The organism is Rhodococcus koreensis (assembly GCF_017068375.1).
Lineage (GTDB): Bacteria > Actinomycetota > Actinomycetes > Mycobacteriales > Mycobacteriaceae > Rhodococcus_F > Rhodococcus_F koreensis.
The window spans coordinates 612,882-632,077 of the sequence record NZ_CP070610.1 but is presented as its reverse complement, the minus strand read 5'-3'; the positions used below and the strand labels follow the sequence as shown (position 1 = coordinate 632,077).

The window sequence follows — 19,196 nt, the reverse complement described above, 5'->3', positions numbered from 1 at the left end:
TGAATTCAATTTGGGCGGTCTGTTGGGCTCGTCAGTCGCAGGGCGGGGCGATCGTTACCTGTTGAAGCCTCGTCGGCCGAATCCGGGTAGGGACGACGTGGGTGACGGCCTACCCGGATCCCGGCGAGGCACTACACGCTCGGAACGCCTGCTCATCGGTGACATGCGCGGTGGACGATTCGACGGACGTCCCTGCCGGATTGTCGAGCTCATCCTGGAAACACCGTCTTCCGCGCGTGAAGTAGTCGACGCCGGAGCCGGCAGTCGGTTGCCCACGTAGGAAGGGGTGAGGGGCAGGTTCGAGGGGAGGGTGATGGTGGGCGGTTACTGATCCGGTGCTGTGACCATGCCCAGCCTGTGCATGTCGGGGACGAATGGCTGATGGGCGAGAAGACCGCCGTCCACCCGGATCACCTCACCGTTGATGCCGCGCGAGTCGTCGGAGGCGAGGAACAGGAAGACCTTGCCCAGTTCGGTCGGGCCGTTGAGCGTCGGGCGCATCGTATGTGCGACGTAGATGTCCTTGATCTCCTGGGGTAGTGCCAGCGCAGGGGGAGTGGTGGTGGTACCCGGGCAGATGGCGTTGCAGCGCACCCCTTCCTTCCCGTACTGGGTCGCGGTGTACTTCGTCAGCGCGATGAGCGCGGCTTTGGTCGCACCGTATCCGGTAAGGCTGCTGTCACCCGCGAAGGCGTGGGTGGATGAGGTGTTCACGATTGTGCCGCCGTTTTTGCGCAGGTGGGGCAGCGCGTGCTTGGTGAGCAGCATCGCCGCGCGGACGTTGACGGCCATCACGTTGTCCCACACCTCAATGGCCATGGTGGCGACGTCACCGTCGTCGCCAGGGAAGATGCCGGCGTTGTTGACGACGATGTCGGGTGCGCCGAAATAGTCGACGGTGCGCTGTACGAGATCTTGGATCTGGTCTTCGTGTCGCAGGTCGATGCCGACCGCCAGTGCGGTCTTGTCTCCGTGACGCTCGTTGAGGATTGCTGCGAGTCGCTCGGCGCCTTCGACATTGATATCGGCCAGGACTACCCGGGCGCCCTCTGCGGCCAGTTCGGTCGCGGTTGCGCCACCGATGTTGAGGCCTCCGGGCTCGACACTGGTTGCACCGGTGACGATGGCGACTTTTCTCTCTACACGGCCCATTTGCTTACTCCTTGTCGAATGATGTTGTGAAATCACAGATCCAGTACCAGCCGGTCGTCGTGGCACCGGGACACGCAGATCAGGATGTATTCGCCCGCTGCTCGTTCCTCGGGGGTGAGGATTTCGTCTCGATGATCGGGAGTGCCCTCGAGTACAGTTTGCTCGCAGCGTCCGCACATTCCTTGCTGGCAGGACGAGAGGACATCGACCCCGTTCGATTCCAGTGTGCGGAGGATCGTCTCGCCCGGTCGTACGACGAACGTGCGGCCCTGTTTGGCGAGGACAACCTCGAAGGCCGTGTCGCCCGACTCCGGTTGTGATGGGGCTGGCACGAATCGTTCCAGGTGCAACGAGCCGTCCGGCCAGGAACTGCACGCTGCCTCGACCGCCTGGAGCAGTCCGGAGGGACCGCAGCAGTACACCGCGGTGTCGGACCGCGGAATACTGAGCATATGGCCCAGGTCGAGGGGGCCGGTGCGGTCCTCGGGAACGATCTCGACCCGGACGCCGTACCGCGCGAGTTCGTCGCGAAAGGCCATCGACTCGGCGTTCCGGCCACCGTAGATGAGCCGCCAGTCGAGGTGTTGCTTATCGGCGTGCGCGATCATCGAGAGGACAGGGGTGATCCCGATGCCACCGGCGATGAACAGGTATCGAGTCGACTCGACGAGCGGAAAGTTGTTGCGTGGTAGTCCCACTCGCAACTTCGATCCCGGGTGCAGGGCGTTGTGGATGTACTCGGACCCGCCACGGCCCTTCTCCGGTGGTTCCCGAAGGACGGCGATCCGCCACGCGTCGTGATCCGAGGTATCGCCGCACAGGGAGTACTGGCGGACCGTTCCCGACGGAAGGAGGACATCGATGTGTGATCCGGGCGTCCAGGTGGGAAGCGTCGTGCCGGTGACCGGTCGCAGGACGAGCGCTTTGACGTCGGTGGCGGCGGGCTCGATGCGCTCGACGACGACATCGAACTCATCATCCTCGACGACGGTGTCGAAGTCGCTGTCGTTGTGTGTTGTCACGGTTCCTCCTTTCCGCCTGATGCGTCGTTGTGTTGTTACGGTCGGTCCCACATGATGGGGAGTTCGTGGACGCCGAAGATTCGGGCATCGTTTTTGAGTTTGATGTCCGATGCGGGAACGGCCAGGCGCAGGGACGGGATGCGTTCGAGGAGAAGCGAGTACACGACCTGCAGCTCGAGGCGCGCCAGTGGAGCGCCCAGGCAGGTGTGGATTCCGTGTCCGAACGTCAGGTGCCGGCTTGCATCCCGATGGAAGTCGAGGCGGTCCGGCTCGTCGAACACCGACGGGTCGCGGTTGCCCGCCTCGGTGGAGAACATCAGCAGTTCGCCCTTGGCGATCCGCTGGCCCTCGACCTCGAGGTCCTCGGTCGCGGTCCGGGGGAGGCTTCCGATGATGTCGAGGTGACGCAGCAGTTCTTCGACAGCCTGCGGCATGAGTTCGGGGTCCTCGCGCAGCTCGGCGAGTTGGTCGGGGTGTTCGAGCAACGCGAAAAGGCCGAGGCCGATCATGTTGCCGGTCGTCTCGTGGCCGGCCATGAGCAGGAAGGTGGACATGCCCGCGACGTCGATCACGCCGAGGTCGCCCGACTCGATGTGCTTGACCAGTAGGCTGACCAGGTCGTCGCCGGGATTCGCCTGCTTGATGGTCACCAGCTCGGCGAGGTAGGTCATGACGTCGCCGATGGCCGCGCCGACCTGTTCGGGAGTGCTGCCGGCTGCGAGGACGGCGCGGGTGCGTTCCTGGAAGAAGTCGTGCCTGTCGTAGGGGACGCCGAGCAGCTCGCAGATGACCAGCGACGGGAGTGGCAGAGCGAGCGCGTCGATGATGTCGACGGGTTCGTCGGACTTGAGGATCTCGTCGATCAAATCGTTGGCGATCCGCTCGATCGTCGGGCGCATCGCTGCCATGCGACGCGGAGTGAACTCCTTCGCCAGGATCCTGCGCAGGTCGTCGTGCTGCGGTGGGTCCATCGCGACGAAGAAGCCGGGAACTGCCTGCTCGCCGTCGTCGCCGCGGGAGGAATCGTCGATCCCGCGCACGCTCATGCGGGGATCGGCGAGAACCGTGCGCACGTTGTTGTACCCGGTGACGAGCCATCCGGGGGTGCCCTTGAAGTCCACCTTCTGCAGATTGTCGTCGCTGAAGGACTGATACTTGTCTTTCGGCGCGAACGGGCACGTACGGCCGAACGGAAAGGCGGGGTGGCCCCCGGTGGCGGAGGCTGTGTCGGTGCCGAGTACGTCGTCGGCCGGTGTGGTTGTCATGTGTGCTCCTTCGGTAGCGGCGGGAAGTGCCGTGACCTTCGGTCCGGGATTCGTGCAGCCGATGAACGGGGGACTGCTGTGATCGACCGAACCGGAAAGGCGACCCGTGAGAGTGTGACGGGCGGCACATAGTCTGTGAACGATCATATCGTGACATGCCGTCGCCCGGCCGTCAATGGAAATCTTTGGTCGATCTCCGGTGCGCGATGGAAGTCGACGATGTCTTCGCCTTGAGTGTGCACGAATGTGCCTGCAAAGAAACCAAAGTCGGCCCTTTGGCCCGCCGTTTCATCTCCCACGAGGAGGGGCAGTCGTGCCAGGAAGCGGTGTCGGCCGGAGTAATTCTGACTGCGAAAGTTAGTGATAATTCTGAATGTATGTCAGTGTCGATGGGTAATAGGCCGTCCGCGGTGCGCACGACGAATCCGCGCTCCGCTGCAATCGGCGCCGGGCGCGATCGGAGCGGAGGGCGGAACGTCGTGCACGGGTGAGATCGCGTGCCACCGGGTGGTGTCAGGCGGTGGCTCGGCGGAAATGCGTCAACAGGTCGGGGTATTTCACCAGGTGTGCCCCGCCGTTCAGATCGAGGCTCTCACCGGTGAGCCATGACGCGTGGGTCATGTAGATGGCCGCGTCGGCGATCTCCTCGGGGGTCCCTGATCTGCCGAGCGGCGTGTTGGCTAGGTAGTCGTCCTCGAGACCGGGGACGGACATCGACGGCGTGGTCAGCGGAGTCATGACGATGCCCGGCGCGATCGCGTTGACGCGGATCCCCTGGGGGGCCAGCTCGAGCGCGGCGACCTCGGTCAGCATCGCGAGCCCCGCCTTGGCCGAGCAGTACGCGCTCATCCCGGTGCCGGGTTGCCGTGCGTTGAGTGAGGACAGGGAGATGATCACCCCGCCGTCGTCCATCGCTCGGGCTGCGTGCTTGATTACCAGGAATGCCCCGGTGAGACAGACGTCGACGACGAGACGGAACTTGTCGACGGGAAGATCAGTGATGGATCCGGCGACGCTGATGCCCGCGCTGTTCACGGCGATATCTACTCGGCCGCGTGCTGCGCGTACCGATTCGAACAATCTGAGGATCGAGTTTTCGTCGGTGACGTCGACCTGCGCCGCGTGGTGGGTGGGACCGAGTTCGGCGGCGAGTTCTTTGGCCTGGTCGACGTTTCGGTCGGCCACAGTGACGGTTGCTCCGTCGGCGGCGAGCGCTCGTGCGATGGCAGCACCGATGCCGGAGGCACCGCCTACCACGACCGCGCTGCGCGGTTCAATTTCGGACATGAGATTTGTGCCCTTCTCAGGGTTCGGGGGTGGCTATTTCGGAACGAGGCTCGGCGGCAGCGCCATTGCCCGCGCGAGGACTGTCAGTTCCCCGGCGAGTCCCGGGCGTTCCCGGAGCTGGGGTGTTTGCGCCACGTCGGTCACGACACCGATGACGGCCTGCGCGAGTGCGCGTGCGTCGGAGGTGGCCAGCTCGTCGGAGAGTGCGCAGATGGCAGCGATCCATTCGGCGACGTATTCGCGCTGGGTCTCGCGGAGTGCGGATTGTTCCTCGTCGGACAGGTACAGCAGGTCGGTAGAGAGGATGTGCATGATCCGTCCGTGGATACCGAGCGCCTGACGGACGTAGGTGCGAATCAAGGCGTCGAGTACCTCGTCCGGGGTGGTAGCGAGCGCGAGCGCGTCGGCGGTCACGTAGAGGAGACCTTCCGCGCCCCGCTCCAGCACTGCGCGGAGCACCTGAGCCTTACCGGTCACGTGCTGATACAACGTCGCTACCGACATCTCGGACGCCTTGGCGATGTCGTCGATCCGCACGTCGTAGAACCCGCGCTCGTCGAACAACTTCGCCGAGGCATCGATGATCCGTTCGCGGCGCCCTGCGGGCTGCCGGGGAACGGGACGCGGCGCCGAACCGGCGTCGGGATCGGGGGCGGGCAGGTTGCAGCCGAGGATCGACTTGGCCAGCGCCGATTGGATCTCCATTAACCGTTCCGCCGACAGATTGCCACGGATGTCGGGAGTGTTCGAGTACACCGCCAGGACCGCGAAGCCGAGCAATTCGGCCTTGTGTGCGTCGATCGCGGGGTTCGCCGCCCTGATCTTGGCGGCAATTCGGTGTTGATTAGCAGCGAAGTGGCCACGGAACTGCTCGCGTTCGGCGGGTTCGAGATGCCGTTGCTCACGCCGCCACAACGTCGCCTCGTCACCGTTTGCGGTGAGATCTGCGAGTCCTTCGAGGAACAGGTCGAGCTGTTCCTGCGCGGTCGAGCCTTTCTGGTCGGCGCGGGCGTTGAGCTCGTCCACGAGCCGAACTTGGCTCATCAGAGCATGCACGAGAATGCCATGCTTGCCTTTGAAGTGCCGGTAGACGGCGGGGCCTGTCAGGCCGACGGCGGCGCCGATCTGATCGATGCTGACGTTCTGGTATCCCAATTCCTGAAAGAGGTTCGCGGCGGCCCGCGCAATCTGCTCGGTGCGAGCGCTCCCACGTGCAGATGACGGCGTTGCCTTCTCTTCGACGTAGGTATGTGCCGCTGTCGATCGTGACATCTCAGTTCTTCCCGCTCGGCTCGATCATGGAACCAGTGTCGCATTTGCGAGCTCACCAGGATCCGACCACGCCACCACCGCGGTGCCCGTCAGGGTTCGGGTTCCGTCGGCGAGCACCACGTTCAGGTCCAGGTGGGCACGCTGCTCGCCGTCGACCGTGACGATCTCCTTGACCGTTGCAGTCAGCACGGGCTCGGCGTGGACCGGGGTGATGGCGGTGAAACGCGTCGACAGTTCCCGGATTCGGCTCTGCGGTATCCAGTCGGTGAGCAAGCGTCCCAGATAGGCCATCGACAACATGCCGTGTGCGAAGACGTCCTCCATGCCGGAGGCTTTCGCCGAGTCGATGTCGATGTGGATCGGGTTGTGGTCGCCGGAGGCGCCGGCGAACAACGCCAGGGTCGTGCGCGAGATGGCACCGGGTCGCAACTCGGCTACGACGTCCGTGGTGGGTGTGGACGAGGTCATTTCTTACCCCCGGGATTCTTGATGACGCTGACGCTCTCGAGTTCTGCCACGACGGTGCCGTCGCGGGTCACGGTGCTGCGACGCACGAGGAAGTCGAGGGCGCCGCTCGCCTTGGAGTAGGCGTCGACATATGCGGATTCGAAGGTGACCCGGTCGCCGGCGTGGACGTCGGCGAAGTAGCGGAACTGCTGCTCGCCGTGCAGGACGTTGCCGAGATCCACTCCGTGGGCCGCGAGATCGGCGAAGACGTTCGAGTTCTCCAGTTCGAGGCCGAACAGGAAGGTGGGGGGTGCGAGTACGTCCGGGTGGCCGGCGGCGACGGCGGCATCACGATCGCGGTAGATCGGGTTCTCCTCGCCGATTGCGATGGCGAATTGCCGGATCCGGCCCCGTTCGACGTCGGTGACGATCGGAGGAACCGTGACATCGAGGATTGCGTGGTCGAGTGACATCAGTCCACCTTCTCGTACATGGTGACGACGCACGCGCCGCCGAGACCGAGGTTGTGCTGCAACGCGATTCGTGCCCCTTCGACCTGCCGCTCACCGGCCTGCCCGCGCAGGTGCCACACCAGTTCGGCGCATTGTGCCAGCCCGGTGGCGCCGAGGGGATGGCCCTTGGAGAGAAGACCGCCGGAGGGGTTCGTCACGACCCGCCCACCGTAGGTGTTGTCACCGTCGAGCACGAACTTCTCCGCGGTTCCCTCGGGGGTCAGGCCGAGACCCTCGTACGTGATCACTTCATTGGTGCTGAAGCAGTCGTGCAGTTCGACGACCGGGATGTCCAGCGGATCCACGCCGGACTTTTCATAGACTTCGGCCGCGGCCTTGGCCGTCATGTCGTAGCCGGCCACCTTCATCATGTCGGTGGTATCGAAGGTGCCGGCCACGTCGGTGACCATCGACTGGGCACGAACGCGAATGCTCGCGTCCAGCCCGTGGGCGCGGGCGAACTCTTCGCTGCACACGATGGCGGCGGCCGCACCGTTGGTCGGCGGGCAGCACATCAGGAGGGTCAGCGGTCCCCAGATCTGCTTCGAGGACATCACGGCGTCGAGGTCGATCGGATCGCGGAACACCGCAAGTGGGTTCCGGGCCGCGTGCGACCGCGCCTTCACCGACACACGTCCGAACACCTCGGCGGATACGCCGTAGCGCACCATGTACTCGAGTCCAGCGCCGCCGAAGAGCTTCGCGGCCATCGGGGCGTTCTCGTCGCCGCCGGGCATCGACGCGGCGACGTTCTCCCCGCGTGCGGTGGGGCTCGGACGATCACCGTAGGCGTTGACGAGAGCGCCGGGCTGCATCTGCTCGAAGCCCAGAGCAAGAACACATTCCGCCGACCCCGAGGCTACCGCCTGGCGTGCGAGCCACAGGGCGCTCGATCCCGTCGAACAGTTGTTGTTGACGTTGACGACCGGGATGCCGGTCATTCCGATCTCGTAGAGAGCATTCTGACCCGACGTCGAATCGCCGTACACGTAACCGACGAAAGCTTGCTGTACGTCGGTGTATTCGAGACCGGCGTCCTTCAGCGCCGCTGCTGCTGCCGCGGCACCCATCCGGTCGTACGTCTCGCTTCTGCCGGGTTTGGTGAACGGCATCATTCCGACGCCGCTGATGCAGACGTTCCTCATGGGGCCTGCCTTTCGTTCGAAGTGGTTTCGTGGGTCCAGCTCCCAACGACTATACATATTCACGACTAACAATCACCCTAAAATACCAGTTGAAAGTCCCTATTGACGCACAGACGCGGTGAAGTTAGTATTCACCCCAGTGACTGGGGTCACAACACGATTTTCGGCGTAACGACGCCGCCGCGACCGGCGGCCGAGCGCTCGACGCAAACATCTCAGGAGGAAGCACGTGAGCGTCCAGAAACTGCAGGGCAAAGTGGCACTGGTCTCCGGATCGGGTCGCGGTATCGGGCGTGCCGTCGCCGTGAAGCTGGCATCCGAGGGTGCCCGGGTCGTGGTCAACGATCTCGATGCCGAACCTGCCAAGGAAGTGGTTGCCGAGATCGAGGCTCTCGGTGGCCAGGCCGTCGCGTGCGTCGGTAGCGTCACCGACCCTGCCTTCGCCGATCGCTTCGTCTCTGCTGCAGTGGACAATTTCGGCGGGATCGACATCATCGTCAACAACGCCGGCTACACCTGGGACAACGTGATCCAGAAGATGACCGACCAGCAGTGGGCGGACATCGTCGACGTGCATCTCACCGCCCCGTTCCGGATCCTGCGCGCCGCCCAGCCGGTCATCAGCGCCGCAGTCAAGCGCGAGCGCGAGGCCGGCTTCGTGCCGTGCCGGAAGGTCGTGAACATTTCCTCCACCTCGGGTCTGCTGGGCAACCCGGGCCAGGCGAACTACTCGTCGGCGAAGGCCGGCATGGTCGGCCTGACGAAGACGATCGCCAAGGAGTGGGGGCGCTACAACGTCACCTCCAACGCGGTCGCGTACGGCGTGATCAACACCCGGCTGACGTCGGTGACCACCGAAGCGAAGACCATCAAGGTCGAGGACCGCGACATCAAGGTCGGGGTCGATCCCGCCGTGATGGACGCGGCCACCAAGCAGATCGCACTCGGCCGGGCCGGCACGGTCGAAGAAGCCGCCGGCGCCGTTTACCTGCTGTGCAGCCCCGAATCGAGCTACATCACCGGCCAGGTCCTGGTCTGCGGCGGAGGGCTGTGACGGACATGTCCGTGCATGAGGGCGAAGCCGGGGTCGACTACGAGGACGTGCGCTACGAGGTGTCCGACGGCGTGGCCGTTCTAACGCTCGATGCCCCCGAGCGCCGCAACGGGATGCGCGTGCGGATGCTGGTCGACCTGCTGCGCATCCTCGATCGCGCCGACCGCGACCCCCAGGTGCGCGCTGTGATCGTCACCGGCGCCGGCGACGCGTTCTCCGTCGGTGCGGCCCTGGACGGTCCGGAAACTCTGTCCCGGGCGCTGGTCGAGGACACCGACGGGCACACTCCCACCGGTTACCGCGAACCCGCGGGACGAATCAGTGAACGGCTCTTCGCGATGCAGAAACCTGTGATCGCGGCGCTCAACGGGCATGCGATCGGGGGTGGCGCGACGATCGCCGCGGCGATGGATGTTCGTATCGCCAGTGAGGACGCCCGATTCGGATTTGTTTTCACTCGTCGGGGAGTGGTCCCCGAGGGCGCGTCGTCGTGGTTCCTGCCTCGACTCGTCGGGGTCGGGCGCGCGACCGACTGGATTCTGACCGGCCGGGTTTTCGACGCCGCCGAGGGGTACGAGGCGGGGTATCTCACCCGGGTGGTGCCCGCGGATCAGGTGATGTCGGCGGCCCGGGCGTACGCGGACCAGTTCGTCCACGAGACGTCTCCGACCTCGGTGGCCCTGTCCAAGCGGCTCCTGGCCTCGGGTTGGCAGCACGCACATCCGGGTCCGGCGGCGGCGGACGAATCCCGGACCTACGCCGGCCGAGTCGACTCGGAAGACGCGCGGGAAGGGATCCTGTCGTTCCTCGAACGTCGACCGGCGGTCTTCCCGCCGCTGGATCCGTCACCGGCCGAAAAATTCTGAACTCGAAGCTGATCGACCTGAGGAGTGCTATGACGACCGAACCGTTCACCGTGTGCAAGTACGGCGCCGATGCGGAGGGTACGCACGATTTCGCCGACATTCCCAATTTCAACGAGAGCGTCTACTTCAACTTCGTCGACCCCATCTCGCAGCTCGGTGGACTCGTCCGGATCGGCAACCGACCGAATCTCGGGTACAGCGAGACTTCGGTGCAGCTGACCCTGCCCGGCGGAGCCATCGCGTTCCGGGCGGGGCGGACCCCGTGTGAGACGAACGACGGCTTCTCCGGTCAGGGTCTGGAGATCACGATCAAGGAACCCACACGGACCGCGGAGATTACCTACCGCGATACCGTTGCACGCGTGGTACATCCGTCGTTGATGGCGGAGAACGGCCGCATCGCGCTCAAGAATGCGCCGTCGGAGGAATGCGAGATCTCGCTGTCCTACGAGGCGTCGAGCCCGATGTTCGTCATCAACAGCGACGGTGACGGCGACTGCACACCGGGAAGTTCCGTCATCGCCAGCGACCACTACGAACAGTTCGGACACCTTTCAGGCACCATCCGGGTCGGCAACCGCACCTGGGTGCTCGACAAGGTCACCTCGTTCCGCGACCACTCGTGGGGTCCGCGGGAGTGGGCGTCGTACACCGGTGAGTGGCTGGCCGGATGGCTTGCCGACGGCACCGCGTTCAGTGCGTACGGTGAATACGAGAAGTCCGGGATCCGGGTGTCCGCCGGCGCGGTACTCACGACCGACGGCGTGGCGCACCCGATCACCGACTACACGGTGCACACCGACTACGCGGGCGAATCCACCTACAACGGACGCCATGTCGGCATCATCACCGCAGAAGGACTACCGACGATCGTCGTCGACGGGGCCATCCGGCATTTCGTACCGGTCACCCAGCGAACCGAGGACCGCGCCGTCCGGATGGCTCAGATGACCGTCGACCTGGCCGGTGGTCACGGCGGCTGGGCGGTCGCGGAGTTCCTGCGTCCCATCCGCCCCTGAACACACTGCGCCACCTCGTCCCAAACGACCGTCCGACAGGAGTCCGCCATGTACCCCGGGCGCTATGCCACCGAACATCCCGACCGACCGGCGATCATCATGGCCCCCCGCGGTGAGGTTCTGACCTACGCAGACCTCGACGCACGCGCCAATCGTCTGGCCGCGCTGTTTCGCTCCGAGGGGCTCGGTCCGGGCGATCACATCGCGTTGTTCATGGAGAACAACATGGAGATGATCGTGGCGATGTCCGCAGCAGAGCGCTCGGGGCTGTTCTACACCCCGGTCAACTCGTTCCTGTCGGCGTCCGAGGCCGCGTACATCATCGACGACTCGCAGTCCCGGCTGGTCATCACGACAGCAGCAAAAGCGCCGGTCGCCCAGGGTTTTCCCGAGCTGTGCCCGAAGGTGACCCGCTGGCTCATGGCCGACGCCGATCCGGGCTCGACTGCTCTGACGGGACCGTACGAGTCCTACAGTGCCGCCGTCGCCGGTTTCGTGACGGAACCCGGCGAGCACGAGCGGCTCGGCACGCCGATGTTCTACTCCTCCGGAACGACAGGTCGCCCCAAGGCGATCAAACGCGCTCTGCCCGACGCGCATCCTGGCGAAATCCTGGCGATCGAGGATTTCGGCCGCAAGCTGTTCCATCTGCGTGAGGGGATGCGGTTCCTCTCGCCGGCCCCGCTGTACCACTCGGGTCCACAGTCGACGGTCGCGATCGGCCTGCGCCTGGGAGCGACAATCGTGGTGATGGAGAAGTTCGACGCCGAGCAGTACCTCGAACTCGTCGAGCAGCACCGCATCACACACTCGATGGTAGTACCGACGATGTTCTCCCGGATGCTCAAGCTGCCCGAGGACAAGCGCAACCACGACATCTCGTCGATCGAAGTCGTGGTGCACGGAGCGGCCCCCTGCCCGGTCGCGGTGAAAGAGGCCATGCTCGACTGGTGGGGCCCGGTGATCTACGAGTACTACGGCGGCACCGAGGCCAACGGCATGTGCGGATGCACCCCCGAAGAATGGCTGGCGCACAAGGGAACCGTCGGCAGACCGTTCATGGGCGAACCGGTGATCCTCGACGACGACGGCAACGAGTGCCCACCCGGCGTCGCCGGCAACATCTGGTTCCGCGGCGAGGGCAGCGGTTTCGAATATTTCAACGACCCCGGCAAGACGGCCGAGGCCAAGGACCCCACCGGCACGATGTCCAGGATCGGCGACATCGGCTACCTCGACGAGGACGGATTCCTCTACCTCACCGACCGCCAGGCGTTCGTCATCATCTCCGGTGGAGTGAACATCTATCCCCAGGAGATCGAAAATCTGCTCGTCACCCACCCGAAAGTCATGGACGCCGCCGTCTTCGGCGTCCCGGACGAGGACTTCGGCGAGGCCGTCAAGGCCGTAATCCAGGCCGTCGACCCGGCGCAGGCCGATTCCGACCTGGCGGCCGAGCTGAGTGAGTTCTGCCGGGCGAATCTCGCGAAGTTCAAGTGCCCCAAATCCTTCGACTTCACCGACGAAATGCCCCGGCTGCCCACCGGCAAGCTCTACAAAAAACCGCTCCGCGACGCGTACTGGACGACCGCGGACGCCGCAGCATCGCGCGCCTGACGTCCGGACTTCTTCCGGCGCGACCGCGCACCACCTCGAGAACAGGATTCGAAATGCCCCATGACGTGTACGTGTACGACGCCTTCCGCACCCCGCGAGGTCGTGGACGATGCGGAGCCCTGCACGGCGTCAAGCCGATCTCCCTCGTCGTCGGCTTGCTGGAGGCGCTTCAGGACCGCAACCCGGGCCTCGACCCCAAGCGCGTGGACGATCTGATCCTCGGCGTGGTCGGACCGTTGCGTGATCAGGGAGCCGACATCGCGCGTACCGCGGCGATCGCCGCGGGCCTGCCCGAGACCGTGGCCGGGGTGCAGATGAACCGATTCTGCGCGTCCGGTCTCGAGGCCGTCAACACCGCGTCACAGAAGGTCGCATCGGGGTGGGAGTCGCTGGTCCTCGCCGGCGGCGTCGAAAGCATGTCCCGTGTTCCGATGGGATCGGACGGCGGCGCGTGGGCCAACGATCCGGAGACCAATCTGACCACCGGGTTCGTTCCACAGGGCATCGGCGCCGACCTCATCGCGACCCTCGCGGGTTTCACCCGTGAGGACGTCGACGGGTTCGCCGTCGAATCGCAGCGCCGCGCCGCAACCGCCTGGGACGAGGGCCGATTCGCGCGCTCGATCGTGCCGGTGCTCGACCGGAACGGGCAGACCATCCTCGACCACGACGAGCACATCCGCCGGGGCACGACCGTCGAGTCGCTCGGCCGGATCAAGCCCGCGTTCGCGGGGCTCGGTGCAGCCGGCTTCGACGCGGTGGCGTTGCAGAAGTACCACTGGGTCGAGCGGATCGAGCACGTGCACACCGGCGGTAACTCGTCGGGCATCGTCGACGGCGCGTCGCTCGTCGCACTCGGAAACGAACAGGTCGGCACCGAACTCGGCCTGACACCGCGCGCCCGCATCGTCGCGGGCGCGGTGAGCGGCTCCGACCCGACGATCATGCTGACCGGCCCGGCTCCCGCCAGCCGCAAGGCCCTCGAGGTCGCCGGACTGAGCGTCGACGACATCGACCTGTTCGAGATCAACGAGGCCTTCTCCTCGGTCGCCCTGCGCTTCATGCGAGACCTCGATCTTCCGCACGAGAAGGTCAACGTCAACGGGGGCGCGATCGCCATGGGGCATCCGCTCGGCGCGACCGGCGCGATGCTCATCTCGACGATGGTCGACGAACTCGAGCGTCGTGATCTGCGCCGCGGACTGGTGACGCTGTGCGTCGGCGGCGGCATGGGCATCGCGACGATCGTCGAGCGGATGTGAGTGCACGTGACCGACATTTCCCCCCGACAGACATCGCACCGAGAGAATCGTGACCGCACCATGAGCGAGGCCAGCGCCGTGACCACCACAGACACCACCACCGAGACCATCACCTGGGAACAGACCGAATCCGGTGTCGTCGTCCTGACCTTCGACGACCCCACACAGTCGGTCAACACGATGACCGCGGCGTGGTCCGCGTCCCTGTCCGCGGCCCTCGACCGGCTCGCGACCCTCGGATCCGACCTGACCGGCGTGATCCTCACCTCCGCGAAGAAGACGTTCTTCGCCGGCGGCGATCTCGGTGACCTGCTCGCGACGACGCCTGAGCGGGCCGGCGAACTCACCGTATTCGCCGACAGTGCCAAGGCCATGCTGCGCCGGCTCGAGACGCTCGGTGTCCCGGTGGTTGCCGCGCTCGGCGGCAGCGCACTCGGCGGCGGTTACGAGATCGCGCTCGCGTGCCACCATCGCATCGCCGTGGATTCTCCGGCGCTGCGGATCGGGCTTCCCGAGGTCACCCTCGGTCTGCTGCCCGGCGGCGGTGGTGTCGTGCGCACCGTGCGCCTGCTCGGTCTGGACGCCGCGCTCGACAAGGTACTGCTGCCCGGAACCGCATACCGCGTCCAGGACGCGCTCGAACTCGGACTGATCGACCGCATCGTCCCCGACGCCGACTCTCTGATCGTGGCTGCAACGGAATGGATCTCGGCCAACCCGGGTGCCACCCAGCCGTGGGACCGGGGCGAACCCATTCCCGGCGGCACCGCATACACCCCCGAGATCGAGGCGGTGCTGCCGTTGCGCAGTGCCGTGCTGCGCACCCGGCACAAGGGTGCACCGATGCCCGCCCCCGCCAACATCCTGGCTGCCGCCGTCGAGAGCACGCAGGTCGACTTCGACACCGCGTCCGCAGTCGAGACCCGGTACTTCGTCGAACTGGCCACCGGACCGATCTCCAAGAACATCATCCAAAGCACCTTCTTCGACAAGCAGAGCATCAAGTCCGGCGCGAGCCGCCCGGAGGGCTTCCCTGTCCACCGCGCGAACTTCGCCGCCGTTCTCGGTGCCGGCATGATGGGCGCCGGCGTGGCCCTGTCATGTGCTCTCGTGGGAATGCGCGTGGCGCTCAAGGACATCGATACCGCAGCCGCGGAACGTGGCAAGGACTATGCCCGCAAGGTGCTGGGCAAGCAGGTCGAGGCCGGCAAGCGCACCCGAGAGGACGCCGACGCGATCCTGGACCTCATCACCCCGACCGCATCGGTCGCCGACCTCGCCGGCGCCGATCTGGTGATCGAGGCAGTGTTCGAGGATCCGGACCTCAAGCGCACGGTGTTCGCCGAGGTCCTCGACGTGGTGGCACCCGACGCGGTGCTCGCCTCGAACACCTCGACCCTGCCGATCACCGATCTCGCGCGCGATCTGCCCCGAGCCGAGGACTTCATCGGACTGCACTTCTTCTCGCCGGTCGACCGCATGGAACTGATCGAGATCATCGTCGGCGACAAGACCAGCGACGCGACCCTCGCCAAGGCCTTCGACATCGCGCTGCAGATGCGCAAAACCCCGATCGTCGTCGGCGACGGACGCGGCTTCTTCACCAGCCGGGTCATCCTGCAACGTCTCGTGGAAGCGGCCGCGATGATCGGCGAGGGCGTCGACCCGCAGTCGATCGAACAGGCGTCGTTGCAGGCCGGCTACCCCGTCGGTACTCTCGCGCTGCTCGACGAACTCACCCTGTCGTTGCCGCTGAAGATCCGCAGCCAGTTCCGCGAGGTCGCGCAGCAGCAGGGCACCGAACTCGCCGACCATCCGGGCGACGCGGTGCTCACCGCGATGGTCGAGGAGTTGGGCCGGCCCAGCCGCGTGGCCGGCGGTGGCTTCTACGAGTACCCGGACGGTCGGCGCGGTGCGCTGTGGCCGGGCCTGGGCGAGCGGTTCCCGGTCAGCGGCGAACGCGCGGATCTGGCCGACCTGCGCGATCGTCTCCTGTTCGCCGAGGTGCTCGAAACGGTCCGCTGCCACGAGGACGGGATCCTCCGCTCGACCGCCGATGCGAACGTCGGGTCGCTGTTGGGTATCGGATTCCCGACCTGGACCGGCGGCACCAGCCAGTTCGTCGCCGGATACCCCGGTGGCACAAGGGCCTTCGTCCACCGCGCGCAGGAACTCGCCGACAAGTACGGGCCGCGGTTCACCCCGCCCGCGTCACTGCTGGAGGGCTGAGACGTGCGCAGATCCCTCTACACCCCGGAACACGACGCGTTCCGGTCGGCGTTCCGAGCGCTGCTCGACCGGGAGGCCGTGCCGAACGTCGACAAGTGGGAGCAGGCCGGGACCGTCGACCGGGATTTCATCACCACGGCAGCCGAATCCGGCTTCCTCGGTTTCGAATTCGACCCGGAGTACGGCGGCCTCGGAATCTCGGACTTCCGCTACAACGCCGTGATGACCGAGGAGGTCGTCAGGTCCGGCATGGCCGGCGACACCTTCAGCATGCAGAACGACATCATCGTCCCGTATCTGCGCGACCTCACGACCGACGAGCAGAAACAGCGATGGCTCCCGAAGTTCACTCGGGGCGAATGCGTTACGGCCCTTGCCATGACCGAACCCGGCGCCGGCTCGGATCTGGCGTCGATCCGGACCAGCGCGGTCCGCGACGGCGACGATCTGATCGTCAACGGCACCAAGACGTTCATCACCAGCGGCGCGACCTGCGACCTGGCGATCGTATTGGTGCGGACCGGGGAGCGGGACGGACGTGGGACGTCGTTCGTCGTCGTGGAAGCCGGAACACCCGGATTCGAACGCGGCCGGCCGATGCACAAGATCGGCCGTAAGGCCCAGGACACCGCGGAGCTGGTGTTCACCGACTGCCGGGTCCCGGCCGCGAACATCATCGGTGAACCCGGCCGCGGGTTCGGCTCGGCCATCGCCAACCTCCCGCGTGAGCGACTGTCGATCGCGGTGTCGGGGGTTGCCTCGGCCGCACACGTGCTCGACCTTGCACTCGACCATGTCCGGTCCCGCGTGGCTTTCGGTGCACCTCTGGCGGATCTGCAGTCGGTCCGCATGGCGATCGCGGAGATGCACACCGACATCCAGGTCCTGCAGCACTACGTCGACGGATGCGTGGAAGCACTCGGGCGCGGCGACCTCACCGCGGACGACGCCGCGGGCGCCAAGTACAAGGCCACCGACCTGCAATGGGATGTAGTCGACCGCTGCCTGCAGTTGTTCGGCGGCTACGGCTACATGGAGGAATACCCGATCGCGCGGATCTGGCGCGACGCGCGCATCCAGCGCATCTACGGAGGAGCGAACGAAGTGATGAAGGATCTGGTCGGCCGGGCTGTGGTGACCCGATGAACGGCACACCGAACGCAGGCCCGCTCGCTGGACGTACCGCGCTCGTCACGGGGGGTTCGCGCGGCGTCGGCCGAGCCGTCGCACTGCGGCTGGCCCGTGACGGCGCTGACGTGGCCGTGAACTACCGGCGCGACGCGGCAGCCGCCGACGAGGTGGTCGAGCAGATCGTCGCAGCGGGAGGCCGTGCGGCGGCGTACTGCGCGTCGATCGACGACGAGGCCGCCGTCGCGGACATGGTGGTGGCGATCCGCTCGGATCTCGGTCCGGTCGACCTGGTCGTGAGCAACGCCGGGTCGGCCAGCCGCGGTCAGGATGTCGCGTCGACGTCGTATGCCGACTATCTGCAGCTCATGCGGGTGCACGCGTTCGGTCCGATCGGGCTCATCCAGCAGGTGCTGCCGGATATGCGCAAGGCGGCCGCGGGGGAGGTGGGACGCGGCGACATCGTCATGATTTCGTCCAACACCACGCTGTCCGCACCGCCGAATTCCGCGCCGTACACGATGGCGAAGGCCGCAATGGAGATGTGCGTGCGCACCCTCGCACGGGAGGAACGCCGGCACGGCATCCACGCCAACATTGTCGCGCCGGGGCTCATCGCCACCGACATGGGCAAGCGCCTGGTCTCCGCCTCGCGTGGAACCGACATCGGTGATCTCGACGCCGCCGCTCCGTTCGGGCGCGTGTGCAGGCCCGAGGACGTCGCCGGCACGGTGGCGTTCCTGGTCTCCCCGGACTCCGGGTATGTGACCGGGCAGCAGCTCATCGTCGACGGCGGTGGCCCGAACCCGACCATCTTCTGACGACCGACACACGAGTGAGGCATTCCGTGACGACCGTGGCCGAGGCAGACACCCCAACTACCGAGCACGACGATTTCTTCGCCGCGCTGACCGCCGCACTGGACGCTGCGCTGTCCGCCGGTGGATCCCTGCAACTGACCGACATCGACCAACGTGGAGAGGGCAATTCGTGGGAGACCTATCTGGTCACCGCGAAGTGGACGAGCGGTGCCGACCGCCGCACCGACACCTTCGCCGTCAAACGGCAACCGGTCAGCGGCATCACCGGCGACTACGACGTGGATCGTGAAGTCGCGTTGCTCGAGGCCGCGGCGCGCACCGGAATGAAGGTACCTGCGGTGATCGCCCACCGCGGTGAGACACACGGTGAGCGTGGGTTCTTCGCGATGGAGAAGGTCCCGGGCATCATCCCGATGCCGAACACCGTGTCGCGGCTCATCCCGGACACCGCCCAGCGCGCGGAGCTCGGGCGGGAGGTCGCCCGGGAGATGGCGCGTCTGCACAGCGTGGATCCGCGCACCATGGGGCTGAGCGTGCTCGGGGAAGTGCCCGACGGTGCCGACACCGGCAGGATCGAGAACGACAAGTGGGCCGGGGCGTACCGCGAGGTCGCGGACATCCCGATCCCGGTTCTCGATCTCGCCTTCGCTTGGCTCGATCACCGAAGCGATGTGGTGTCCGGCCGGGTGAGCCTGGTCCACAACGACTTCCGAGTGGGAAACCTCGTCGTACAGGACGGACGGATTTCGGGCGTCCTGGATTGGGAGACCGCCCACTTCTCCGATCCCACCGCCGACATCGCATGGTTCGCGCAGCGCACCTCGCGGGGTCGATCTCCGCTGCTGTGCAAGCTGATCGAACTCGAGCCGTTCCTCGACGAGTACGAGCGGGCGGGCGGATGGCGGCCGAGCCCCGAGACACTGACCTGGTGGTCGGTCCAGTCCCTCGTCAAGACCGCCGTGGGCTGCCTGCAGGCGGTCGACGTCTACAAGCGCGGGGACCGCGACGAACTGCGGTATTCGAACATGGCCCACAGCGTCTACTACAGCATCGGCTGGCTGACGAAGATGCTCCGCGACGGAGAATGGGGAAACTGAC

At 65.9% G+C, this 19,196-nt stretch carries 17 protein-coding genes; 9 read left to right on the top strand and 8 right to left on the bottom strand.

Going from position 1 to position 19,196, the window contains the following annotated elements:
* Nucleotides 1-324 precede the first annotated feature (324 nt).
* From JWS14_RS43890 to JWS14_RS43855, 8 genes are all read right to left on the bottom strand, one after another.
* Nucleotides 325-1,152 (bottom strand): SDR family NAD(P)-dependent oxidoreductase, encoded by an 828-nt coding sequence (locus JWS14_RS43890; RefSeq protein WP_133987290.1) that lies wholly within the window; start codon nt 1,150-1,152, stop codon nt 325-327.
* Nucleotides 1,153-1,184: 32 nt separating this feature from the next.
* A complete protein-coding gene (locus JWS14_RS43885) occupies nt 1,185-2,174 on the bottom strand; it encodes a PDR/VanB family oxidoreductase (protein WP_206016574.1) in 990 nt (329 codons plus the stop codon).
* Between the two features lie 35 nt (nt 2,175-2,209).
* Entirely contained in the window at nt 2,210-3,439 is a 1,230-nt protein-coding gene (locus tag JWS14_RS43880) for a cytochrome P450 (RefSeq protein WP_206016573.1), read from the bottom strand.
* Between the two features lie 513 nt (nt 3,440-3,952).
* On the bottom strand, nt 3,953-4,726 hold the full coding sequence (locus JWS14_RS43875; protein WP_095870634.1) for an SDR family NAD(P)-dependent oxidoreductase: 774 nt from the start codon (nt 4,724-4,726) through the stop codon (nt 3,953-3,955).
* A 33-nt stretch (nt 4,727-4,759) separates the two neighbouring features.
* On the bottom strand, nt 4,760-5,998 hold the full coding sequence (locus JWS14_RS43870; protein WP_095870633.1) for a TetR/AcrR family transcriptional regulator: 1,239 nt from the start codon (nt 5,996-5,998) through the stop codon (nt 4,760-4,762).
* Between the two features lie 24 nt (nt 5,999-6,022).
* Nucleotides 6,023-6,466 (bottom strand): MaoC/PaaZ C-terminal domain-containing protein, encoded by a 444-nt coding sequence (locus JWS14_RS43865; RefSeq protein WP_206016572.1) that lies wholly within the window; start codon nt 6,464-6,466, stop codon nt 6,023-6,025.
* Nucleotides 6,463-6,918, bottom strand: a complete 456-nt coding sequence (locus JWS14_RS43860; protein ID WP_095870631.1) for a MaoC family dehydratase N-terminal domain-containing protein — start codon at nt 6,916-6,918, stop codon at nt 6,463-6,465. Before JWS14_RS43860 ends, JWS14_RS43865 begins: the two co-directional genes overlap by 4 nt.
* Entirely contained in the window at nt 6,918-8,102 is a 1,185-nt protein-coding gene (locus JWS14_RS43855) for a lipid-transfer protein (protein ID WP_206016571.1), read from the bottom strand. Before JWS14_RS43855 ends, JWS14_RS43860 begins: the two co-directional genes overlap by 1 nt.
* Nucleotides 8,103-8,331: 229 nt before the next feature.
* Here JWS14_RS43855 and JWS14_RS43850 point away from each other — a divergent pair, with 229 nt between their 5' ends.
* From JWS14_RS43850 to JWS14_RS43810, 9 genes are all read left to right on the top strand, one after another.
* A complete protein-coding gene (locus JWS14_RS43850; protein ID WP_206016570.1) occupies nt 8,332-9,156 on the top strand; it encodes an SDR family NAD(P)-dependent oxidoreductase in 825 nt (274 codons plus the stop codon).
* Nucleotides 9,157-9,161: 5 nt separating this feature from the next.
* Nucleotides 9,162-10,022, top strand: coding sequence for an enoyl-CoA hydratase-related protein (locus tag JWS14_RS43845; protein ID WP_095870711.1), 861 nt, complete (start codon nt 9,162-9,164; stop codon nt 10,020-10,022).
* Between the two features lie 29 nt (nt 10,023-10,051).
* Nucleotides 10,052-11,041, top strand: a complete 990-nt coding sequence (locus JWS14_RS43840; protein WP_095870628.1) for a DUF7065 domain-containing protein — start codon at nt 10,052-10,054, stop codon at nt 11,039-11,041.
* A gap of 48 nt (nt 11,042-11,089) precedes the next feature.
* The gene (locus JWS14_RS43835) at nt 11,090-12,658 is read left to right on the top strand and encodes an AMP-binding protein (RefSeq protein WP_206016569.1); all 1,569 of its coding nucleotides are present in this window, start codon (nt 11,090-11,092) and stop codon (nt 12,656-12,658) included.
* Between the two features lie 53 nt (nt 12,659-12,711).
* Nucleotides 12,712-13,920, top strand: a complete 1,209-nt coding sequence (locus JWS14_RS43830) for an acetyl-CoA C-acetyltransferase (protein WP_206016568.1) — start codon at nt 12,712-12,714, stop codon at nt 13,918-13,920.
* A 78-nt stretch (nt 13,921-13,998) separates the two neighbouring features.
* Entirely contained in the window at nt 13,999-16,149 is a 2,151-nt protein-coding gene (locus tag JWS14_RS43825; protein ID WP_241031784.1) for a 3-hydroxyacyl-CoA dehydrogenase NAD-binding domain-containing protein, read from the top strand.
* A gap of 3 nt (nt 16,150-16,152) precedes the next feature.
* The gene (locus JWS14_RS43820; RefSeq protein WP_095870625.1) at nt 16,153-17,295 is read left to right on the top strand and encodes an acyl-CoA dehydrogenase family protein; all 1,143 of its coding nucleotides are present in this window, start codon (nt 16,153-16,155) and stop codon (nt 17,293-17,295) included.
* Entirely contained in the window at nt 17,292-18,098 is an 807-nt protein-coding gene (locus JWS14_RS43815) for an SDR family NAD(P)-dependent oxidoreductase (RefSeq protein ID WP_095870624.1), read from the top strand. Before JWS14_RS43820 ends, JWS14_RS43815 begins: the two co-directional genes overlap by 4 nt.
* Nucleotides 18,099-18,124: 26 nt before the next feature.
* Nucleotides 18,125-19,195, top strand: a complete 1,071-nt coding sequence (locus JWS14_RS43810; protein WP_095870623.1) for a phosphotransferase family protein — start codon at nt 18,125-18,127, stop codon at nt 19,193-19,195.
* The last annotated feature ends 1 nt before the right edge of the window (nt 19,196 follow it).